Source organism: Mesoplasma coleopterae (assembly GCF_002804245.1).
Lineage (GTDB): Bacteria > Bacillota_I > Bacilli_A > Mycoplasmatales > Mycoplasmataceae > Mesoplasma > Mesoplasma coleopterae.
On the sequence record NZ_CP024968.1, the window covers coordinates 644,060 to 663,061 of the forward strand.

Annotated in this window: 21 protein-coding genes; 1 reads left to right on the plus strand and 20 read right to left on the minus strand. The window is 26.2% G+C overall.

Features of this window, described 5'->3' with window-relative positions:
- Window positions 1–58 precede the first annotated feature (58 nt).
- From MCOLE_RS02920 to MCOLE_RS02960, 9 genes are all read right to left on the minus strand, one after another.
- A complete protein-coding gene (locus tag MCOLE_RS02920) occupies window positions 59–838 on the minus strand; it encodes a DNA-processing protein DprA (RefSeq protein WP_100671287.1) in 780 nt (259 codons plus the stop codon).
- 2 nt (window positions 839–840) lie between these two features.
- Window positions 841–1,146, minus strand: a complete 306-nt coding sequence (locus MCOLE_RS02925; RefSeq protein ID WP_099651386.1) for a single-stranded DNA-binding protein — start codon at window positions 1,144–1,146, stop codon at window positions 841–843.
- 71 nt (window positions 1,147–1,217) lie between these two features.
- Complete coding sequence (locus MCOLE_RS02930; protein ID WP_100671289.1) at window positions 1,218–1,844, minus strand: ribonuclease HII; 627 nt, start codon at window positions 1,842–1,844, stop codon at window positions 1,218–1,220.
- Window positions 1,838–2,785 (minus strand): ribosome biogenesis GTPase YlqF, encoded by a 948-nt coding sequence (gene ylqF, locus MCOLE_RS02935; RefSeq protein ID WP_099651388.1) that lies wholly within the window; start codon window positions 2,783–2,785, stop codon window positions 1,838–1,840. The genes MCOLE_RS02930 and ylqF overlap by 7 nt, the downstream gene beginning before the upstream one ends.
- Window positions 2,786–2,872: 87 nt before the next feature.
- Complete coding sequence (rplS, locus tag MCOLE_RS02940) at window positions 2,873–3,259, minus strand: 50S ribosomal protein L19 (RefSeq protein WP_011183437.1); 387 nt, start codon at window positions 3,257–3,259, stop codon at window positions 2,873–2,875.
- 1 nt (window position 3,260) lies between these two features.
- On the minus strand, window positions 3,261–3,992 hold the full coding sequence (trmD, locus tag MCOLE_RS02945; protein ID WP_100671291.1) for a tRNA (guanosine(37)-N1)-methyltransferase TrmD: 732 nt from the start codon (window positions 3,990–3,992) through the stop codon (window positions 3,261–3,263).
- The gene (locus MCOLE_RS02950; protein ID WP_100671293.1) at window positions 3,992–4,492 is read right to left on the minus strand and encodes a ribosome maturation factor RimM; all 501 of its coding nucleotides are present in this window, start codon (window positions 4,490–4,492) and stop codon (window positions 3,992–3,994) included. The genes trmD and MCOLE_RS02950 overlap by 1 nt, the downstream gene beginning before the upstream one ends.
- A gap of 60 nt (window positions 4,493–4,552) precedes the next feature.
- Window positions 4,553–4,822: a 30S ribosomal protein S16 gene (gene rpsP, locus MCOLE_RS02955; protein ID WP_011183440.1), complete on the minus strand. Its 270-nt coding sequence runs from the start codon at window positions 4,820–4,822 to the stop codon at window positions 4,553–4,555.
- Window positions 4,823–4,908: 86 nt separating this feature from the next.
- Window positions 4,909–5,778 (minus strand): ECF transporter S component, encoded by an 870-nt coding sequence (locus tag MCOLE_RS02960; protein ID WP_100671295.1) that lies wholly within the window; start codon window positions 5,776–5,778, stop codon window positions 4,909–4,911.
- A gap of 109 nt (window positions 5,779–5,887) precedes the next feature.
- On the opposite strand from MCOLE_RS02960, the gene MCOLE_RS02965 reads away from it, so the two are divergent.
- Window positions 5,888–6,451: an inorganic diphosphatase gene (locus MCOLE_RS02965; RefSeq protein WP_023026066.1), complete on the plus strand. Its 564-nt coding sequence runs from the start codon at window positions 5,888–5,890 to the stop codon at window positions 6,449–6,451.
- 224 nt (window positions 6,452–6,675) lie between these two features.
- Here the strand turns inward: MCOLE_RS02965 and MCOLE_RS02970 are convergent, their stop codons facing one another.
- From MCOLE_RS02970 to MCOLE_RS03020, 11 genes are all read right to left on the minus strand, one after another.
- Window positions 6,676–8,568 (minus strand): BspA family leucine-rich repeat surface protein, encoded by a 1,893-nt coding sequence (locus MCOLE_RS02970; protein ID WP_100671297.1) that lies wholly within the window; start codon window positions 8,566–8,568, stop codon window positions 6,676–6,678.
- A 942-nt stretch (window positions 8,569–9,510) separates the two neighbouring features.
- The gene (locus MCOLE_RS02975) at window positions 9,511–11,604 is read right to left on the minus strand and encodes a BspA family leucine-rich repeat surface protein (RefSeq protein ID WP_100671299.1); all 2,094 of its coding nucleotides are present in this window, start codon (window positions 11,602–11,604) and stop codon (window positions 9,511–9,513) included.
- A 40-nt stretch (window positions 11,605–11,644) separates the two neighbouring features.
- Window positions 11,645–12,448 (minus strand): hypothetical protein, encoded by an 804-nt coding sequence (locus MCOLE_RS02980; protein WP_100671301.1) that lies wholly within the window; start codon window positions 12,446–12,448, stop codon window positions 11,645–11,647.
- Between the two features lie 561 nt (window positions 12,449–13,009).
- Window positions 13,010–13,804, minus strand: coding sequence for a hypothetical protein (locus MCOLE_RS02985; RefSeq protein WP_100671303.1), 795 nt, complete (start codon window positions 13,802–13,804; stop codon window positions 13,010–13,012).
- Between the two features lie 59 nt (window positions 13,805–13,863).
- A complete protein-coding gene (locus tag MCOLE_RS02990; protein ID WP_100671305.1) occupies window positions 13,864–14,736 on the minus strand; it encodes an HNH endonuclease in 873 nt (290 codons plus the stop codon).
- Window positions 14,737–14,800: 64 nt separating this feature from the next.
- The gene (locus MCOLE_RS02995; RefSeq protein ID WP_100671307.1) at window positions 14,801–15,514 is read right to left on the minus strand and encodes a YebC/PmpR family DNA-binding transcriptional regulator; all 714 of its coding nucleotides are present in this window, start codon (window positions 15,512–15,514) and stop codon (window positions 14,801–14,803) included.
- A gap of 1 nt (window position 15,515) precedes the next feature.
- The gene (locus tag MCOLE_RS03000) at window positions 15,516–16,136 is read right to left on the minus strand and encodes a deoxynucleoside kinase (RefSeq protein ID WP_100671309.1); all 621 of its coding nucleotides are present in this window, start codon (window positions 16,134–16,136) and stop codon (window positions 15,516–15,518) included.
- 2 nt (window positions 16,137–16,138) lie between these two features.
- Window positions 16,139–16,753: a deoxynucleoside kinase gene (locus tag MCOLE_RS03005; protein WP_100671311.1), complete on the minus strand. Its 615-nt coding sequence runs from the start codon at window positions 16,751–16,753 to the stop codon at window positions 16,139–16,141.
- 18 nt (window positions 16,754–16,771) lie between these two features.
- A complete protein-coding gene (locus MCOLE_RS03010; RefSeq protein ID WP_100671313.1) occupies window positions 16,772–17,524 on the minus strand; it encodes a pseudouridine synthase in 753 nt (250 codons plus the stop codon).
- The gene (gene scpB, locus MCOLE_RS03015; RefSeq protein ID WP_100671315.1) at window positions 17,524–18,153 is read right to left on the minus strand and encodes an SMC-Scp complex subunit ScpB; all 630 of its coding nucleotides are present in this window, start codon (window positions 18,151–18,153) and stop codon (window positions 17,524–17,526) included. The genes MCOLE_RS03010 and scpB overlap by 1 nt, the downstream gene beginning before the upstream one ends.
- A complete protein-coding gene (locus MCOLE_RS03020; RefSeq protein WP_100671317.1) occupies window positions 18,146–18,979 on the minus strand; it encodes a segregation and condensation protein A in 834 nt (277 codons plus the stop codon). The genes scpB and MCOLE_RS03020 overlap by 8 nt, the downstream gene beginning before the upstream one ends.
- Between the last annotated feature and the right edge of the window lie 23 nt (window positions 18,980–19,002).

Consider the following 19,002-nt stretch of genomic DNA (forward strand, 5'->3'; position numbering starts at 1 on the left):
TTGCGTATTTTAAATATTTTACCACCAAAAGACAAAATAAAAAACACCAAAAGTGTTTTTAAATTTGATTTAAAATATCTGTTGCATTTTCCAATAATTTTGCACCATTTTTAAGTAAATTATTACTTGATGATTTAGAGTTTTTTAAATTTTGAGGTATTGCAAAATAAGGTTTGTTTTCATTGATTACTGCATTTACTAGTGGTTCAATTTCACTAAAGTTTGAATGTTCTAAGAATATCACTGCTTTTGATAACCCATTAATAATTCTAATATTCATTTCATTTTTATTATTAATTGATTTATATTTAAAATTGTTTGATTCTTCATATTCACTAATCACCAAGAAATCATAATAATCAATGTTTTTGTATTTGCTTCAATATTCACTTTCAACAAACTTTTGAAGAGGCTCTTTAGTTAATATTATTAGTTTTCCTTTTTTTGCAATTATGAAATCAATTATTCTATGATCAGAATCACTTTCTGCTGAAATTAAAACTGTTCTTTTTTCTTTTATCAAATCATTAACGACTGCCTTTATCGCATTATCATTATATTCGTCAAGATTATCAGAACTGCTAATATAAATAGTTTGAAAGTAGTTTTGTAATAATGAAATATTACCTAAATAATAAATAATGAATGAAGGTTTCATTATTTGCTTAAGATTATTGGGATACAATGGATTAATTATTGAAATGAAATTATTTGGTATTGAATTAGGAACCTGAATTAATTCCTGAGTTTCTATTTTTTCTTTTCTGTCTAATGCATCATAAATTTGTTCTCAATCTCCATGATACTTTAATGAGAAATATAATAAAACATTATCCATTATTAGTTTAAATACATTATTCTATTTGCAATAATTTCATTAAAGACATTAGCATTCTCTTTATTAATAGATGAATGCACTCTTGCTTCGATACCAACAACAGCTTGATCATGTAATGCAAACTCATCATTAATAGCAGAAGACCAAGCTTTAACGTTAATTAAATCGTCTTCATTTTTTCCCGTTTTTGATTTATAAGAGTTGGGGACTCTAACTACAAATTTGTATAACTTTGCGTTACCATCTTTTGAAGTATAAGCAACTTGTGCATCTCCTTCAATTTGTCCAATTATATTTACTAGATTCATATGAACTCCTTTTTGTTATTCGTCAGACACCTGACACAATATAATTAAGGAAAAAATAAAAAAAAATAACATTAAAAGTTATTTTCTAAAATATCTTTAATCGGTTTATAGCTTTTTCTATGAATTGGCAACACACCAAATTTTTTAGTTTTTTCTACATGCTCTTTAACACAATAACCTTTATGCAAATCAAAATTATATTCAGGATAAACTTTTGCATATTCAATCATTATGTTATCTCTTGTTGTTTTGGCTAAAATTGAAGCAGCTGCAATCGATTGACTTAAATCATCTCCTTTAATAAATGGTAAACAATTGTAATTCTCAATAACAATTTTTTCAGCATCAATTAAGCTTACAACTGGCTTTGGTTTTAAATTCATAATTGAATTAACCATTCCAACTCTACTTGCCTGTTTTGGATTTAATATATCAACATCACTAGCTTCAATTATTTCAATAGCGTAGCTTATCGCAATTGCTTTAATTTCTTCAAAAAGTAATTCTCTTTGTTTCTTAGATAATTTTTTTGAATCTCTAATTAATGGATTCTGATAATCACTTGGCAAGATAACACTTGCAACTACAATTGGTCCTGCCATTGCTCCTCTGCCAGCTTCATCACTACCACTAATAAATTTTGTTTTATTTTCAAACCTAATTTGACTATCAAATAAGATTCTTGACTCATCTATCATAAATCTGAAATATCCTCAATTGCTTTTTCATTTTTAACTTTTGAAGCTTTTTCCATTTCTTCAGGAACAACTTCTAATATTCTTTCAAATGAAACTTTAGTAAATTCATTCCCAATAATATCTCGCATAAATGTATCAATAACACGATCATAATCAAGTAAGTCATCATTCATGTATCATTTTCTAACTTTTGCTATCATTTCAAAAATAATAAATGTATCAGCAATTTGAATAGGTCTTTGTAATCTTGGAGAAATCTTATAATGGTTTTCAATTAATCCTTCATAGTGGTTGAATAAATATTGCATTAATTTCCCAGCAACTCTTTCTTTTGGGTAAACATCTTCTTTAATAGAATTTATTGCACAAATATTTGTAGCAACTGTTTCATTTTCTAATTTAGCTGGTAAAACTCCAGGTGTGTCTAATAATGAAATAAATTGTGATAAATGAATTAATTGAATTCCTCTTGTTAATCCAGGTTTATTTCCAGCTTTAACACTTTTGTTTTTAATTAATCTATTGATAAAAGTTGATTTTCCAACGTTTGGAATTCCAATAACTAAAACATTAATTAATGAATTAACCATTCCCTTTGCTTTATCTTTTTCTTGTTTTTCTTTTGTTGCTTTATTAATTAAATCAATTAGTGGTTTAACAATATTTTTTTGTTTATCATCTAATACCATTACAGTGTTATTTTTTTTCTCATAGTATTCAACTCATTCCTGAGTTATTTTTGGATCTGCAATATCTGCTTTTGATAAAACATATAAAACTGGTTTATTTTTTAGTATTTTTGAAAAAGTTAAATTACGAGATGAATATGGAGCACGAGCATCCAAAATTTCAATTACTAAATCAACCACAGGAATTTTTTCTTCAATATTTTTTAAAGTCTTATTCATATGACCTGGAAATCAGTTAAATTCTGCACTCATGTTATTTCTCCTTTTAATCTTTTTATATTATAACAAATAAAAAAACCCTCATTTGACATGAGAGTTATATTGTTTAATAATTGACAACTATTTTTTATCAGCTTTTGTTGGTAAGATTTCTTTAATTCTTGCAGCTTTACCTGATAATTTTCTGATGTAGTAAATTCTAGCTCTACGTACACGTCCACGTTTAACGATAGTAACTTTATCAATGATTGGTGAGTGTAGTGGGAATGTTCTTTCTACGAATACACCGTTTGATAATTTTCTAACAACAACAGAATAAGTAATACCTGAACCTTGAGTTTTGATTACTAATCCTTCAAATGTTTGAATACGGAATTTTTCTCCCTCTTTAATTTTAACGTCAACTTTAATAGTATCCCCTGATGTAAAATCTGGTAAGTCGTTACGTAATTGGTTGTTAATAATAGCGTATTTTGATTGTGTTGTTTTTGTTGCTTTTGATGCCATATTATTTATCTCCTTTCGATTTTCTAAGATTTTCTAATAATTGTATTTGTACTTTGTTTAATTTTGATTCATCAATTAAATCTGGTCTTTTATTAAAAGTAGATATTAATTGTTGTTCATCTCTTCACTTTTGAATATTAGCATGGTGTCCACTTAAAAGGACTTCAGGAACTTTGTCTCCCCTATAATCATGGGGTTTGGTGTATACTGGATAATCCAATAAGTTATTTTCAAAACTTTCTTGTTCATGTGATTCTGTATTTATAACTCCTGGTAGGATTCTAGTAATTGAATCTAACATTATTAATGAAGGCAATTCTCCACCAGTTAATACATAATCACCAATTGAAATTTCAATATCAATATATTTCAATATTCTTTCATCAAAACCTTCATAATGTCCACAAACAATAATAATGTGATCATATTCAGCTGCAAATGACTTTGCAATATTTTGATTTCAAGTTTTCCCTTGTGGAGAAGTTAATACAACAATTGAGTTTTCTGTTTTAACAGATTCAATTGCACTGACAACTGGATCACACATTAAAACCATTCCTCTCCCTCCACCAAATTGATACTCATCAACTTGATTATGAGGTAATGTCGTAAAATCTCTTATATCAATAATTTCTAATTCAATCTTTTCACGCTCTAAAGCTTTTTTAATAATTGACTCAGAAATATAAGACTTAATGATATTTGGGAATAATGTTAGAATTGAATATTTCATTATTTTAATCCTTCAATGTTTTTTAAAGTTATAATTCTAGATTCATCATCAATGTTTTCAGTATACACATCAACTAAAGGCACTCAAAATGTTTTTTCTTCATTTTCTAATAAAACTTTAATTAAATCGTGATTACCATTGAACATTGTTTCAATAACTTTACCATTTTGATTGTTGTATACAACAGAATAGTAAGTTAAATCATAGAATATTGAAAATGCATTGTTATCATTTAAATATTTAATTTTTTTGCCTTTAAATGTTTCAACCTCATTAATGTGATTGTGTTCTTTAAAGTAAACAACTAAATGACTTTTTTGCATGCTTATTGAGTCAACCTGTTTTGGAATAATTACATTGTTTGTATTTTGAATAAATAAAAGTTTAATTTCATTTATATCGTTAACTTCAATGTTTTTTTCTAAAGCTATTTTAACAGCCCCTTTTATACCAAATGTGTTGACAATTTTTCCAATAGATAATAAGTTTTTATTTTCCATTTTACTTCCTTGCTAAAAATTTAAAGTGGTTTTAAAACAAATTCTTAATTCTGATTTGAATTATTTTTTATTAGCAAGTTTTGCTTCGTGTAATGCTTTCATTACACCTTGTTGTGATAATAATTCTCTAACAGTTTCAGTTGGTTGAGCTCCATTTTGTAATCATTTTAAAGCTAATTCATTGTTAATTTTAACTTCTGATTTTAATGGATCAAATGTTCCAATTAATTCTATGTATTGACCATTACGGTTAACTCTTGAATCAGCAGCAACGATTCTGTAGAAAGGTGCTTGTTTTTTACCAATTCTTTTTAATCTAATTTTTACCATGTTTCCTCCTATAATTTTTAAAACCTTATTTAATTTTACTAAAAATAAAAAGGGTGTCAAGTAAAACTACTTAACTTCCCTATTTTTTATTTATATCTATGGTTTATTGGTCTCATTCTTCATTCAACAATACTGAATATTGAGAAAGCAACTGTATATCTAAGTATATTTCATGCAAATATTGATAAAAGTATAATGAAGTTGATATCCGTAACATCTTCCAATTTACCATCTGAATGATGGTGTCCTTCATGAAACAACTGTATTGAGTGTTCATGAATGTGGTCATGATTACTTGTTAAACCATCTAAATACATTCCTAATATAAATATACCTGTTGTAATCACAGATGCTAATATAATCATTACTGGTATTGGTGTAAACCTTTTAAACCTTGCTTTTGATTTATCGGTATCTCTATGTATTGGTGAATTATTAAATAATACATTAAACACAGCTCATACCATTCAAACTATCAAGATATTTTGAGGTGCTTCAATAACTGTTGATCAAATACCATGCTCTCCACCGTGAATTGCAAAATGGATAAAAGGGTTTAAAAATCCTATAATTGATGAAAAAATTGGACCAAGTGTAGCAATTGAAATACAAATAAATGCAATATCCAAAAATCTAAAATCAATTCATAATTGACCTGAACCAACTGGCAATGCAATTTTTTCAAAGAAAATATCTATAGCACTAACCGTTGCTGTTAAAGCTAAAAATACAGAAGTAAGTACCATTTTATAAATAAGTCTTCTTCTAGACATTTTAAACTCAATAGATAATTTAAATTCGTTTTTTTCAATATGATCATGTTGACCTCTATCATCAAAATGATGTATACCATGATAATGATCTTCTTTTTTATGCTCCAAATTGTTAATTTCTTCTTCCTCAAGCAGACTTATATCTTTTAAGTAAGTCCCATATTCTTTTTTATTCTTTTTCATGTTTCTCCTAATTTATAAAAATTATAAATAAGATTTTTAACTTTTTCAAGTAAATATTAAAAAATAAATTAATATAAGATAAAATAAAAAAAGAAAAGAGGAAATTAATATGTCAAAAAACAATGTATTAGATATGATCGTTGAAATTCCTAAAGGTTCATCTAATAAATATGAAGTAGATGCAAAAACTGGAAGAATTATTTTGGATAGAGTTTTATATGGAGCTAACTTTTATCCAGGTGAATATGGAATGGTTGAAAACACACTTGATTGAGATGGAGATCCATTAGATGTTATTAGTTTATGTACATACCCAACAATGCCAGGTGTTCAAGTAAGCGTTAGAATCTTAGGTTCAATAAAAATGATTGATGCGGGAGAAATTGATACTAAACTATTTGGAGTATTTAACGATGACCCAAGATTTAGTTCTTATGAAAAATTAGAAGATGTACCTCAACATTTACGTGATGAAATTGAAAACTTCTTCTTACAATACAAAGCTTTACAAAAAAAATCAGTAAAAATCAATGGTTGAGGAACTTTAGAAGAGGCAATCGAAGAATTACATGAATGTAAAGAAAGATTTGCTGAATACAAAGACAGACTTGAAGCTGGTGAAAGAGACTTAATCTTAGCTGAGTGAAAAGCAAAAGGAATTGGACAAGGATAATTTAAACAACTTTAAGTTGTTTTTTTTATTTAGCACAAAGAAAAAAACATAAATAAGATATTAATAATGCATTAGATTATCTTCAACTCATGAAAAATAGCTTAAGTCAAAAAACTTAAGCTACCTTCATTTTTTTATTTGTCTATTTTTAAATATTTTTTTATTTTAAAAATTTCAATTCTAATTCATATACTTTCATACGAATCACAAATATATTTCAATAATTAATTATTTTCACTAAATTTAGGTTGTAATTCCTTTCCTCAAACTCCATTATCATGATAAAAGTCAGAATAATATTGTACTTTTTTAACATCCCATTTAGAAATATCTTTATTGAACTCATTAGCTCCATTGAACATACCAGACATATCAGTTACATTTGAAGTAATCCATCCAGAAATATCCTGATTAAACTCATTAGCTCCATTGAACATACCAGACATATCAGTTACATTTGAAGTAATCCATCCAGAAATATCCTGATTAAACTTATTAGATCCTTTGAACATACCAGACATATCAGTCACATTTGAAGTATTCCAACTTGAAATATTTTGATTAAATTCATAATTATACCAAAACATGTACCTCATATTAGTCACATTTGAAGTATCTCAAGCCTTATATTTTATACCATTTTTTACTATTTCCTTTGTTGAAATATCCTTATTGAAAATAGATCTAGAAAACATGTAACTCATATTAGTCACATTTGAAGTATTCCAACTTGAAATATCCTGATTAAATTTTTGGCTTCAAGAAAACATGTAACTCATGTCAGTTACATTTGAAGTATCCCATTTAGAAATATCTTGATCAAAATTATTGGTTCAATAAAACATGTAACTCATGTTAGTCACATTTGAAGTATTCCAACTTGAAATATCCTGATTAAATTTAGCTGCAAAGCTGAACATACCAGACATATTAGTCACATTTGAAGTATTCCAACTTGAAATATTATGATCAAAATTAGAATAAGAAAACATGTAACTCATGTTAGTCACATTTGAAGTATTCCAACTTGAAATATCCTTATTAAATTTTTGGCTTCAAGAAAACATGTAACTCATGTTAGTCACATTTGAAGTATTCCAACTTGAGATATCCTGATTAAATTCAGTTGCATTATAGAACATATAAGACATATCAGTCACATTTGAAGTATTCCAACTTGAAATATAACTCAAATCAGTATCAAATGAAAAATTATAAAATAAATAACTCAATGATGTTATGTTTTTATTTAATTTTTCTGGGAAATTTATTTTTGTTGAATACTGACTAAAAACAGAATATGCTCGATTTACATCATCAAAGAATATTCCACAAACTTGACCATTGCTATATCAACCAAACTCAATTATTTCAGTTATTTCAATATTTTTTCAATCATCAATACTTGTTCCTCTAAAATCTTTTGAAAGAATTTCATTGTTATCTTTTTCTTTATAAAACATCATTGTTGAATTCAAAGCAGTTTGTATCTTGAATTCACCATTAAATTCTGATGCTCATTTATACTCATCTTGATTTAATTCAATTTTTATTTTGATTTCAAATTCTTTATCCCATTTTTCAGTTCCTAATTTTTCAATTTTAATAGACGGCGGAGGTGTTAATTTTGAATCTACTTTTTCATTAAACACTCTTAAAATTGCTTCTTTAGCTTCTGCCTCATTGTATTCCTGAAGGATAGCTGACTTAAAAGTTTTTTCCATTTCATTTTGATCTATTGTTGAAACTTTTTTAACATTTGCTGTTACTTTAAATTGCCCATCAAAGTTGTCAACATCTCACTTGTAATCAGATTCAAGCACAACTTTAACATTATAGGTTTTATTTTCAAACGCAAAAGTACTTGGTTTACCAACTTGTACACTACTAATTCCTTTAACATCATTAAGTGCTGAATTCAATGCAGCGATAGCTTGTTCATCAGTCATTTGTTTATTTTGAACTGAAGCATCAAGTTTTGACTGAATATCATTTTTTTTAATTTCATATTTTATTGATACTTTGTTTAAATGTTTGAAAGACTGGTATGAAACTATTCCTATAACTACACTTGAAGTTAGAGAAACTACAGCTAATAATTGTAATAATTTTTTCATTTTTTTCTCCTTAATTGTTTAAAAAATATTTTTTTAATCAGTAATTTGATTTTTTACATTCTTCTTGCAATCAATCACTTTTTGGTTAAATCTTTTTAGTTAACTTCTTGTAATTTTTTTGATATTTTTTTAATTGGAATTGCTCTTAATTTATTTGAACATTTTTGTAGCTCATATCTTTTTTCACTTCTTTTGTCTGAATTTTCTATTTAGATATTTGTAATATTGAAAAATTTTTTATATTTTAAAAGTTAATATTAACTTCTTTTAATTCTTATTTTCTTGCTAAAGTAAACTGTGCTACACTTATAGGTGTATATACATAATGCTAACAAAAAAAAAAAAAAAAGCAAATTTTTAAGTGAATTTGCTTTTTCTTTATTTTATTTAAACTTTTTTCTTATATTAAGACTAAAAGCATTACAAAATACTTTGCTTCAGTTTCTAAAATTTTTGCTCAAAATCGAAATTGTGATTTTATATATTATGCTGAAAATATTAAGAAGCTGACAACTACATAATATTAAGTTGAAAATGAATTAAAAAACTTAAACAACTTAATAATACAAAATTTATAAATCAATTACATTTAAAAATATAAATATAAAATATTCCTTACTCGCTGATAGTTCTGATTTTAAACTTAAAGATAAATAACATAAGATTATAAACGTCTTCTCTTTTCTTACATATAAACAAAAGGTCCAACTCATTTAGAATTTTCTCAAAAAATCAGCATTTTTGATTAAAGGTAAATACCTTATTTTAATGTTTTGTGCATAAGTTCTAGCACTTACAAAATCTTGTGGTAATCTTCCAATGCTAATTTAACTAATAAATTAATTTTATCTCTATAAGTTATGCTCAATTACTTCTTTTGCTTTAAAACACAAAATGAATTCATATGTTTTTTAATTTTTTGATACTTTCGTAATTCTTAAATTAACTATTTCCAGCAAATTTAGGTTGTCATTCTTTTTTTCAAATTCCATTATCATGATAAAAGCCAAAATAATTTTTTACTTTTTTAACATCCCACTTAGAAATATCCTGATCAAACACTCAAGCTTCAGAGAACATACCAGACATATCAGTTACATTTGAAGTATCCCATCCAGAAATATCCTGATTAAACGCGCCAGCAGCAGTAAACATACTAGACATATCAGTTACATTTGAAGTATCCCATCCAGAAATATCGTGATTAAACGCGCGAGCACCAAAGAACATACTAGACATATTAGTTACATTTGAAGTATCCCATCCAGAAATATCCTGATCAAACACTCAAGCTTCAGAGAACATACCAGACATATCAGTTACATTTGAAGTATCCCATCCAGAAATATCCTGATTAAACATAGAAGCAGAGCCAAACATATAAGACATATCAGTTACATTTGAAGTATCCCATCCAGAAATATCCTGATTAAACGCGCGAGCACCAAAGAACATACTAGACATATTAGTTACATTTGAAGTATCCCATCCAGAAATATCATGATTAAACGCTGAAGCACTGTAGAACATACCAGACATATCAGTTACTTTGCTTGTATCTCACCCTGAAATATCCTGATTAAACGCGTGAGCATTAGAGAACATATCAGACATATTAGTTACATTTGAAGTATCCCATCCAGAAATATCATGATTAAACATAGAAACTTCAAGGAACATACCAGACATATCAGTTACATTTGAAGTATCCCATCCAGAAATATCATGATTAAACATAGAAGCATAGCTGAACATATCAGACATATTAGTTACTTTGCTTGTATCTCACCCTGAAATATCCTGATTAAACATAGAAGCATAGCTGAACATATCAGACATATTAGTTACTTTGCTTGTATCTCACCCTGAAATATCCTGATCAAAATCAAGAGCATTCTTGAACATACCAGACATATCAGTTACATTTGAAGTATCCCATCCAGAAATATCATGATTAAACATAGAAGCATAGCTGAACATATCAGACATATTAGTTACATTTGAAGTATCCCATCCAGAAATATCATGATTAAACGCGTGAGCACCAAAGAACATACCAGACATATTAGTTACATTTGAAGTATCTCAATTTGAAATATAACTAAAATTAGTAGCAAAAGCAAAATCGTAAAATAAATAACTCAATGATGTTATGTTTTTATTTAATTTTTCTGGAAAAATTATATTTTGTGAATATTGACTAAAAATAGAAGAAACTGATTTGTTATTTTCATCATCAAAGAATATTCCACAAACTTGACCATTGCTATATCAACCAAACTCAATTATTTCAGTTATTTTAATATCTTCTCAATCTTCAATACTTGTTTCTTTAAAATCTTTTGAAAGAATTTCATTCTTTCCCTCCACTTTATAAAACATCATTGTTGAATTTAAAGCAGTTTGTATTTTGAATTCACCACTAAATTCTGATGCTCATTTATATTCATCTTGATTTAATTTAATTTTTATTGTAATTTCAAATTCTTTATCCCATTCTTCAGTGCCTATTTTTTTGAATTCAATAAGCGGAAGAGCTGTTAATTTTGAATCAATTTTTTCATTAAATACTCTTAAAATTGCTTCTTCAGCTTCTTTCTGGTTGTATTCCTGAAGAATACCTGACTTAAAAGCTTTTTCCAATTCATTTTGATCTATTGTAGTAATTTTTTTAACATTTGCTGTTACTTTGAATTGCCCATCAAAGTTGTCAACATCTCATTTGTAGTCAGATTTAAGTACAACTTTAACATTATAAGTTTCATCCTCAAACGCGAAAGTACTTGGCTTATCAACTTCTACACTACTAATTCCTTCAACATCATTAAGTGCTGAATTCAATGCAGCAACAGCTTCCTCATCAGTCATTTGTTTGTTTTGAACTGAAGCATTAAGTATTGACTGAATATCATTTTTTTTAATTTCAGATTTTATTGATACTTTGTTTAAGTGCTTCAGAGATTGATATGAAACAATTCCTGTAACAACACTTGAAGTTAGAGAAACTATAGCTAATAATTGTAATAATTTTTTCATTTTATTCTCCTTTGACTAGTTAAAAAATAATTTTTCTTTTTTAATTTGTAATTTCATTTTTTACATTTTTCATGTAAGTAATTAATTCTCTTTTAGTTAAATCTCTTAAGTTAACTTCTTGTAATTTTTTTGATAAGTTCTTTTCGATTGCAACACTTCTTAATTTATTTGAATATTTTTGTAACTCATATCTTTTTTCACTTATTTTATCTGAACCATCTATTTTAGATCTTTCTGATATTGAAAGTTTTTTATCTTTCTTAAATTCTATTTGATCTTCATTCAATTCTTTTTCATACTTTTCTTCCATTTTTGAAATAAACATTGTTGCTGATACTTCAGAAATTTTAGAGTCTTTTTTAGAATTAATTTTTCTTGCTTTTCCATTTACATTATTTGACTTTTTAATTTCATCTTGTTGTTTAGAAATACTTTTAATTTTTAATATTTTATTATCTTTAAAAAATTCATAAATGATAAAACCAAGAATAAATGCAATACCAACTATTAAAACTCAGTTAAATAGTAAGTCTCAAAAAATTGGAAGCAAAAATATATATCCGCCATTTACACTGTATAATAAATTAAATTCTGAAAAAGACTTTGAACCTATTGGCCCTGTAAAAAAAGAACTTGTTATTTTTCCATTAGCAAACCAACTATGATCTGTTCTGTTTACTAAATTAACTTGTGATTCAAATATTTCTTTTCATTCGCTAGTTCCATTTATAGCTTGATTTATCATTTTAAACATAAATGCTAAAATTAATAAAATAACCATGATTACTAATCAAAAAAAGATATTTTTAAATTTATTCTGTTTTATTTTTATCATTGTTTTCATTTTGTTTCCTCTTTATAATCTTTTATTTATTTTTTGTTGTCAATTTTATCTTTTTTATAAGTTAATAATTAACTTCTTTAAATTCTTATTTTTTAAAATCTAAGTCTTTGTAATAGATTTTTTTTGCTAAAATAGACTACACTACACTACACTTATAAGTGGTTATGTATATCGTAACAAAAAAAAAAAAAAAGCAAATTTTTAAGTGAATTTGCTTTTTTGAATTTAAACTTTAAACTTTTTTCTTATATAAAATCTAAAAGTGTGGCAAAATACTTTTTTCAGTTTTAAAATTTTGTACAAATTGTAACCACAATTTCATATATTATTTTTATTATAATTAAGTTATATAATTAATACTTAAAAATATTTAGAACCAACAATTAGATAATAGCTGTACATGAATTAAAAAATAGCAAACTTTATAATATAAAGAATTATAAATAAGTCTGCATTTTAAAAATACAAAATAAATTATGCTTGACTGGCTGACAGTTCTAATTTTAAACTTGAGATAATTTTAATAATATGATAAAAGACTATAAACGCCTTATCTTTCTCTTACATATATACGAATGGACCAACTCATTTAGAATTTTCTCAAAAATCAGAATTTTTGATTAACGGTAAATAACTAATTTTAATGTTTTGTGCATAAGTTCTAGCACTTACAAAATCTTGTACGTATTCTTCTAAAGCTATTTTAACTAATGAACTAATTTCATTACTATAGTTATACTCAATTGTTTCTTTTACCTTAAATGAAAATAAATAAGATATGATCATTGAAATCAAGCCAATAAAGAATAAAATTGAAAACATTGGTATTTTTCAAACCCAAAGAATAATCTTATCTGTATTTTCGTTTGTTCTTCCACTCATATATCCAAATAAAACACAATTCATTAATAAGCATATACACATTAGTGCCAATGATAAGAATGGAATAGTTACTAATAATCATTTATATCCTCTAACTAAGCCATTTTTTTCATTTATTTTTGATGCAATTCATAGTCTTGAAATAATATAATCAATTTCATAACCTACTGACTCAAATATTTTTTTTGAAATTACTATTTGTTTTTTATTTTTATTTAAGTTTCTAAAAAGATTAATATAATTTTCTGTACTTGCATAAATAATTTCATAATCAGCCAAATTATATATTCTTTTAAACTGCTCTATTATTCTTTCAATTTCCTTTGAACTAATTACATCATTATATGAATTGATCCTTGGTACCTGATAATTGATGTATGCTCTATTAAAATACAACACTGAAAATAGCAACGATATCATTACAATAAAGTTAACTATTAGTAGCATTAAATTTATAACAAATAAACTATCCATTTTATCACCTATAATGATTATAAAAAAAATAACACCTAAGTGTCATAAAAAGATTTTTATTAATTTATTATATTTTCAAGAATTAAATCACTTTTACCTAAATTACATCTTTTGCATAATGTTCATAAATTAGATAAATCAGAATTTCCACCTTTTGCAATAGGAACTTTATGATCAATATGTAGTACAAGTGAACTATCATTTTTCTTTGATTCACCGCAAACTTGACAAGTTAAATTATCTCTATTAAGAATTTGAATGCGAACTCTATCACTGACAAGACTTCTTTCATATTTTCTTCTAAATTCTTCTGAAGATCTTTTAACTTTTTCGTTTTCGACACTTTCTAAGATATCAAATATTTGTTCAAAAGTTTTAATCATATTTTCTTTATAACTATTTCGTCCAGCAGGTGTCACATATTCTTTCGATAAGTTAATGTTAAAATCGATATCTGGTTTAATATAATTAGAAAAATAAATTTCCTTTTCATATTTGTAAAATTTTTTAGGTTTTATTTTTGAAGTCAAAATAACTTCTAAATTTGTTTGAATAAATGATTCACTAATTTCTTTTTCATATTCTTCTTTAAATTGTCTATTAGCTATTATAGTTCCAATAATATTTTTAATTTGAATTTCATTTTCATATAAATAATTGTAACAAGCACTATAAAGTGAGAAATTATCATAAGTTCTTTTTCCATTAAAGTGATTAAATTGAAGCGCTATGTTTTTAGTATTTAGCTCTTTAAATCTTTCTTTATAAAATAAATCAATTTCATTTCTTCTTTTTATTGCTTCACTTAATCCAATTATTTTGTCTCTTATTTTTTTAGTTTTATGAGAAAAATAAGAAGAAATTACTAAGGAAATTACAACTATTAAAATTAAACCTATTAGAAAAAATCCTATAACAAATAAACTATCCATTTTATCACCTATAATGATTATAAAAAAAAATAACACCTAAGTGTCATAAAAAGATTTTTATTAATTAAATAGCTGCATTATGATATACGTTTTGTACATCTTCTAATTCATCAAGTTTGTCCAATAGTGTTTGTAATTGTTGTTTTAATTCAGCATCAGTAACTTCAATATAATCATCAGTTGGAATTAATTTAATTTCTGCCATTAAATATTCTTCAATTCCTAATTCATCTAATGAATGTTTAACTGCATTAAATGATTTGTAAGGAGCTGTAACAATAATCATATCTTCTTCAACTTCAACATCATTAACATCAACTTCACTCATCATTAATTGTTCAAGCACCTCTTCTTCTGTTTTGCCTTTAAAAGCAAACATTGAAACTTCCTCAAACATAAATGCAACTTTACCTTCTGGATTACCATTGTTTTTGTTAAAAACTTCTCTAATGTTTGCTGCTGCACGGTTAACATTACTTGTTAATGCATCAACAATAATAGCTATGTTTCCTGGACCCATTCCTTCATATCTATTTGATACATAGTTTTCAGCATCTCCACCAGTTGCTCTTTTAATAGCTCTATCAATAACATCTTTTGGAATTTGATTTGATTTTGCTTTATCAATTAGAGCTCTTAATGCTAAGTTTGATGTTGGATCTGCACCACCAGCTTTAGCTGCCATATAAATTTCTTTACTTGCTCTACCATTAGCTGCAGATTTTTTAGCAGCTGTTTTCGCCATTGACGCGGCGCGTACTTCATGTGCTCTTCCCATATTAAATCTCCTTCTTAATTTTTTCTATAGTTCTAATAACTTCTTCAACTTTCTCATCTAAGTTGTTGTTGTTAGCATCAATAACTAAAAATGGAAAATCATTTTTGTGTTCTTGGTAATATTCTTCATATGATTCATTTAAAATTTTCCAGTATTCTTTATCGATGCTTAACTCTGCTGATCTTCCACGTTCATTAATTCTTCTAATTGAAGTTTCATCAGAAACTTTTAAGTAAACAACTAAATCAAATTTTAATCTGTCGTTTGGATATTTCAAGTTTTCAGAAACTACATATTGAAAGAAATCGCAATATGTTTTGTAATCTGTATCATCAACATTCCCCATTTTATGACCAACATTCATGAATATTGGATCCTCAATAATTGTTCTATCAAAAATTTTGTTTTTTAAATCTTTCGCTGCAAATAATTGTTTTGATCTTGCTGTTAACATAAATATTTGCATTCTGAAAGCATAAGCTTTAATATCTTTATAATAATTTTCAAAGTATGGGTTTTCATCGATTGGTTCGGGAAAAATTTCATAATTTAATCTGTTTGATAATTCCTGAGAAATTGATGATTTTCCAGCTCCAACTGTTCCAAAAATAGCTATTTTCATAATTATTCCTTTAATCTTTCTATTTCTTTCAAAATTTCATTTACTTTAGCTTCTAAACTATCATTATTTGCGTCAATAACAATAAATGGTAATTTATCTTTGTATTCTTGATATTGTTTTTCATATAAGGAATTTAAATTCATTCAAAATTCATTATCAATTTTTAATTCAGTTTCTCTTGCTCTTTCATGTATTCTTTTAAGACAAACTTCATTGCTTGCTTTTAAATATATAACTAAATCAAAATTTATTTTATTTGATGAATTTGCCATTGTTTCTAAAATAACATTATTAAAGAAACTTAAATATGTGGCAAAATCTAAATCAGTAATTAAACCATTTTGATTTTTTAACTTCATAAAAATTGGATCTTCTATAATAGTTCTATCAAATATTATATTGTCTTGATTTTTTGTCTCATACATTTGTTCAGCTCTAAGAGTTAACATAAATATTTGCATTTTAAATGCGTTTTGAGAAACATCTTTATAAAAATCATCAAAATATGGATTCTTATGAATTGGTTCCAAAATTAAGTCATAATTTAAAGTTTTCGATAAAGCTTTTGCAAGGGTTGTTTTACCAGCTCCTGTAGTTCCAAAAATTGCAATTCTCATCTTTAAATCCCTTCTTAATTATTTTTTTACATCTTCTTTTCTTTTCGTTGCATGATAAATACCATAGAATTTTTTAACTTCATGAGGTTTCAATTCTCTGTATCTCCCAACTTCTAAATCATCCACTTCCAAAAATTCAATTTTTGTTCTTTTTAACTTCATTAAATTTGCTTCAATAGCTGAAAACATTTGCTTAACGTGGTGTTTTTTACCTTCAGCAATTGTCATCTCAACAATTGATTGATCTTTTTCTTGATCATAATTTAATAATTCGGCTTCAATAGCTTTCGTAAAGTATTCGTCTTCAATCTTTACACCTTTTAACAATTGATTAACTTGTTGCTTTGTGACTTTTCCTTTACATAATCCTTGATATGTTTTAAAAAACTCATATCTTGGGTGCATAACAAAGTTTGCAAATTCTCCATCATTAGTCATAATAATTAATCCACTAACATCATAATCAAGTCTTCCAACTGGATAAACTCGTGTTGGCACATCTTTAAAATAATCTGCAACTGTTTTACGTTGTTTTGGATCATACATTGTAGTTAGAACTAATCTTGGTTTATTAAATAAATAATAAAACTTTTCATTATTTTTAGTTGTTTGTTTGCCATTAACTTCAATGTCAGCATCAGGACTTGTTTTGAAACCAAGTTCAGTAATTACTACGCCATTAACTTTAACTTTACCTTCAACAATTAATTTTTCAGCATTCCTTCTTGAAGTTACTCCCCTAGCTGAAATAATTTTTTGTAATCTTTCCATTAAAAAATTCCCTCTGAATCATCTTCATTAAAGACATCATCTTCTGAAAGCATTTCTTCAGTTACTTTTTCGTTTTCATCAAAATCATTTTCATCATTTACATTTTTATATGAAGCAAAATCAATTTGAGGTAGTGCTTCAAATCCACCTGTAATATTGAATAACTTGAAGAAGTTATCTGTAATTGTATATAGGTTTGCTCCTGTTGAAGTTTTACCAACTGCTTTGATTAATTTTTTTTGTCTTAATCTATAAATTTGGTATGAACATTCAGCCTGTCTTATTAACTCAATATCATGCTTTGAAATTGGACCTTTATAAACAATTATTGATAGAACTTCAATACTTGAATTTGATAATCTAGAGTTGTTAACTTCTAATTCTAGCTTTGCAAAATATTCATGCAACTCTGGTTTAGTTTGCAATCTATATTTATTTTTTCCAAATTTTTGAATTGAAAATGCAGAATCAACATCTGAAGAATATTTTTTTTCTAGTTCCAAAATAGTTTCTTGAATCGTTACTGGTCTAACATCTTCTAATACATTTTGCAAATCTAGTAAACTAATACCTTCATCACCATAAACAAATAATAAACCTTCAACTATCGCTTTAATATTATTATTCATATTCTTCTACCTCTTCTATTCTTTTTAAAATTGATTCATCAGCTAACGCTTCAGAAGTGAATCTAAATTCCAATGTGTCATTTTTTTGGTTAATAACTGCAACTTGATGTCTAACCATATCTAATACAGCTAAGAAAGTGGAAATTAAGTTAATTAAATTTAATTCATATCCACTAATAACTTCTTCAAGTTTTCATTCTTTGTGTCTGTTTGTTTTCATAACATCAACAATTGTTCTAGCAATTACTTGTGGAGAAATAATTTCATTTTGAATTGGTGCGTATGCATCTTCTAAAAGCATGTTTTCATCATATTCAAAATCTTCATCAAAATTTTGTGCTCTTTGCAATATAGATTCAAAGATTTCAGCAAATTCATCAATACCTATATTTAAAGGATCAACCATTAATTCATCATTTCTGTCAGCAATTGATTGAACAAATGATTTTTTAGTTTTTGGTTTTGAATAAGTGTTTAAATATTCTTCTTGCTTATTATAAAAATACTCACTAACTTCTTTAATTTGTCCATATTGATTAATTTGTTCAAGCAAATCTTCAAACATAAACTCATCTTGCAATTCTTCTTCATCTTTTGGAAGCAAAATTCTTGATTTCATTTCAATCATTTGAGCTGCCATAACTAAGTATTCACTTGCTAATTCAATGTCTAATTTTTGTTGGCTTTCAATGTATTTTAAATACTGATCAATTATTTCACTTAAGTTAATTTCGAAAATATCAATTTTTTTATCCTTAACCATATTTCATAACAAGTCTAAAGGACCTGAGAAATTGGAAATATTTAGTTCGTCTCAATGTTGCATGTTATTTCTCCTTAGTTATTTAT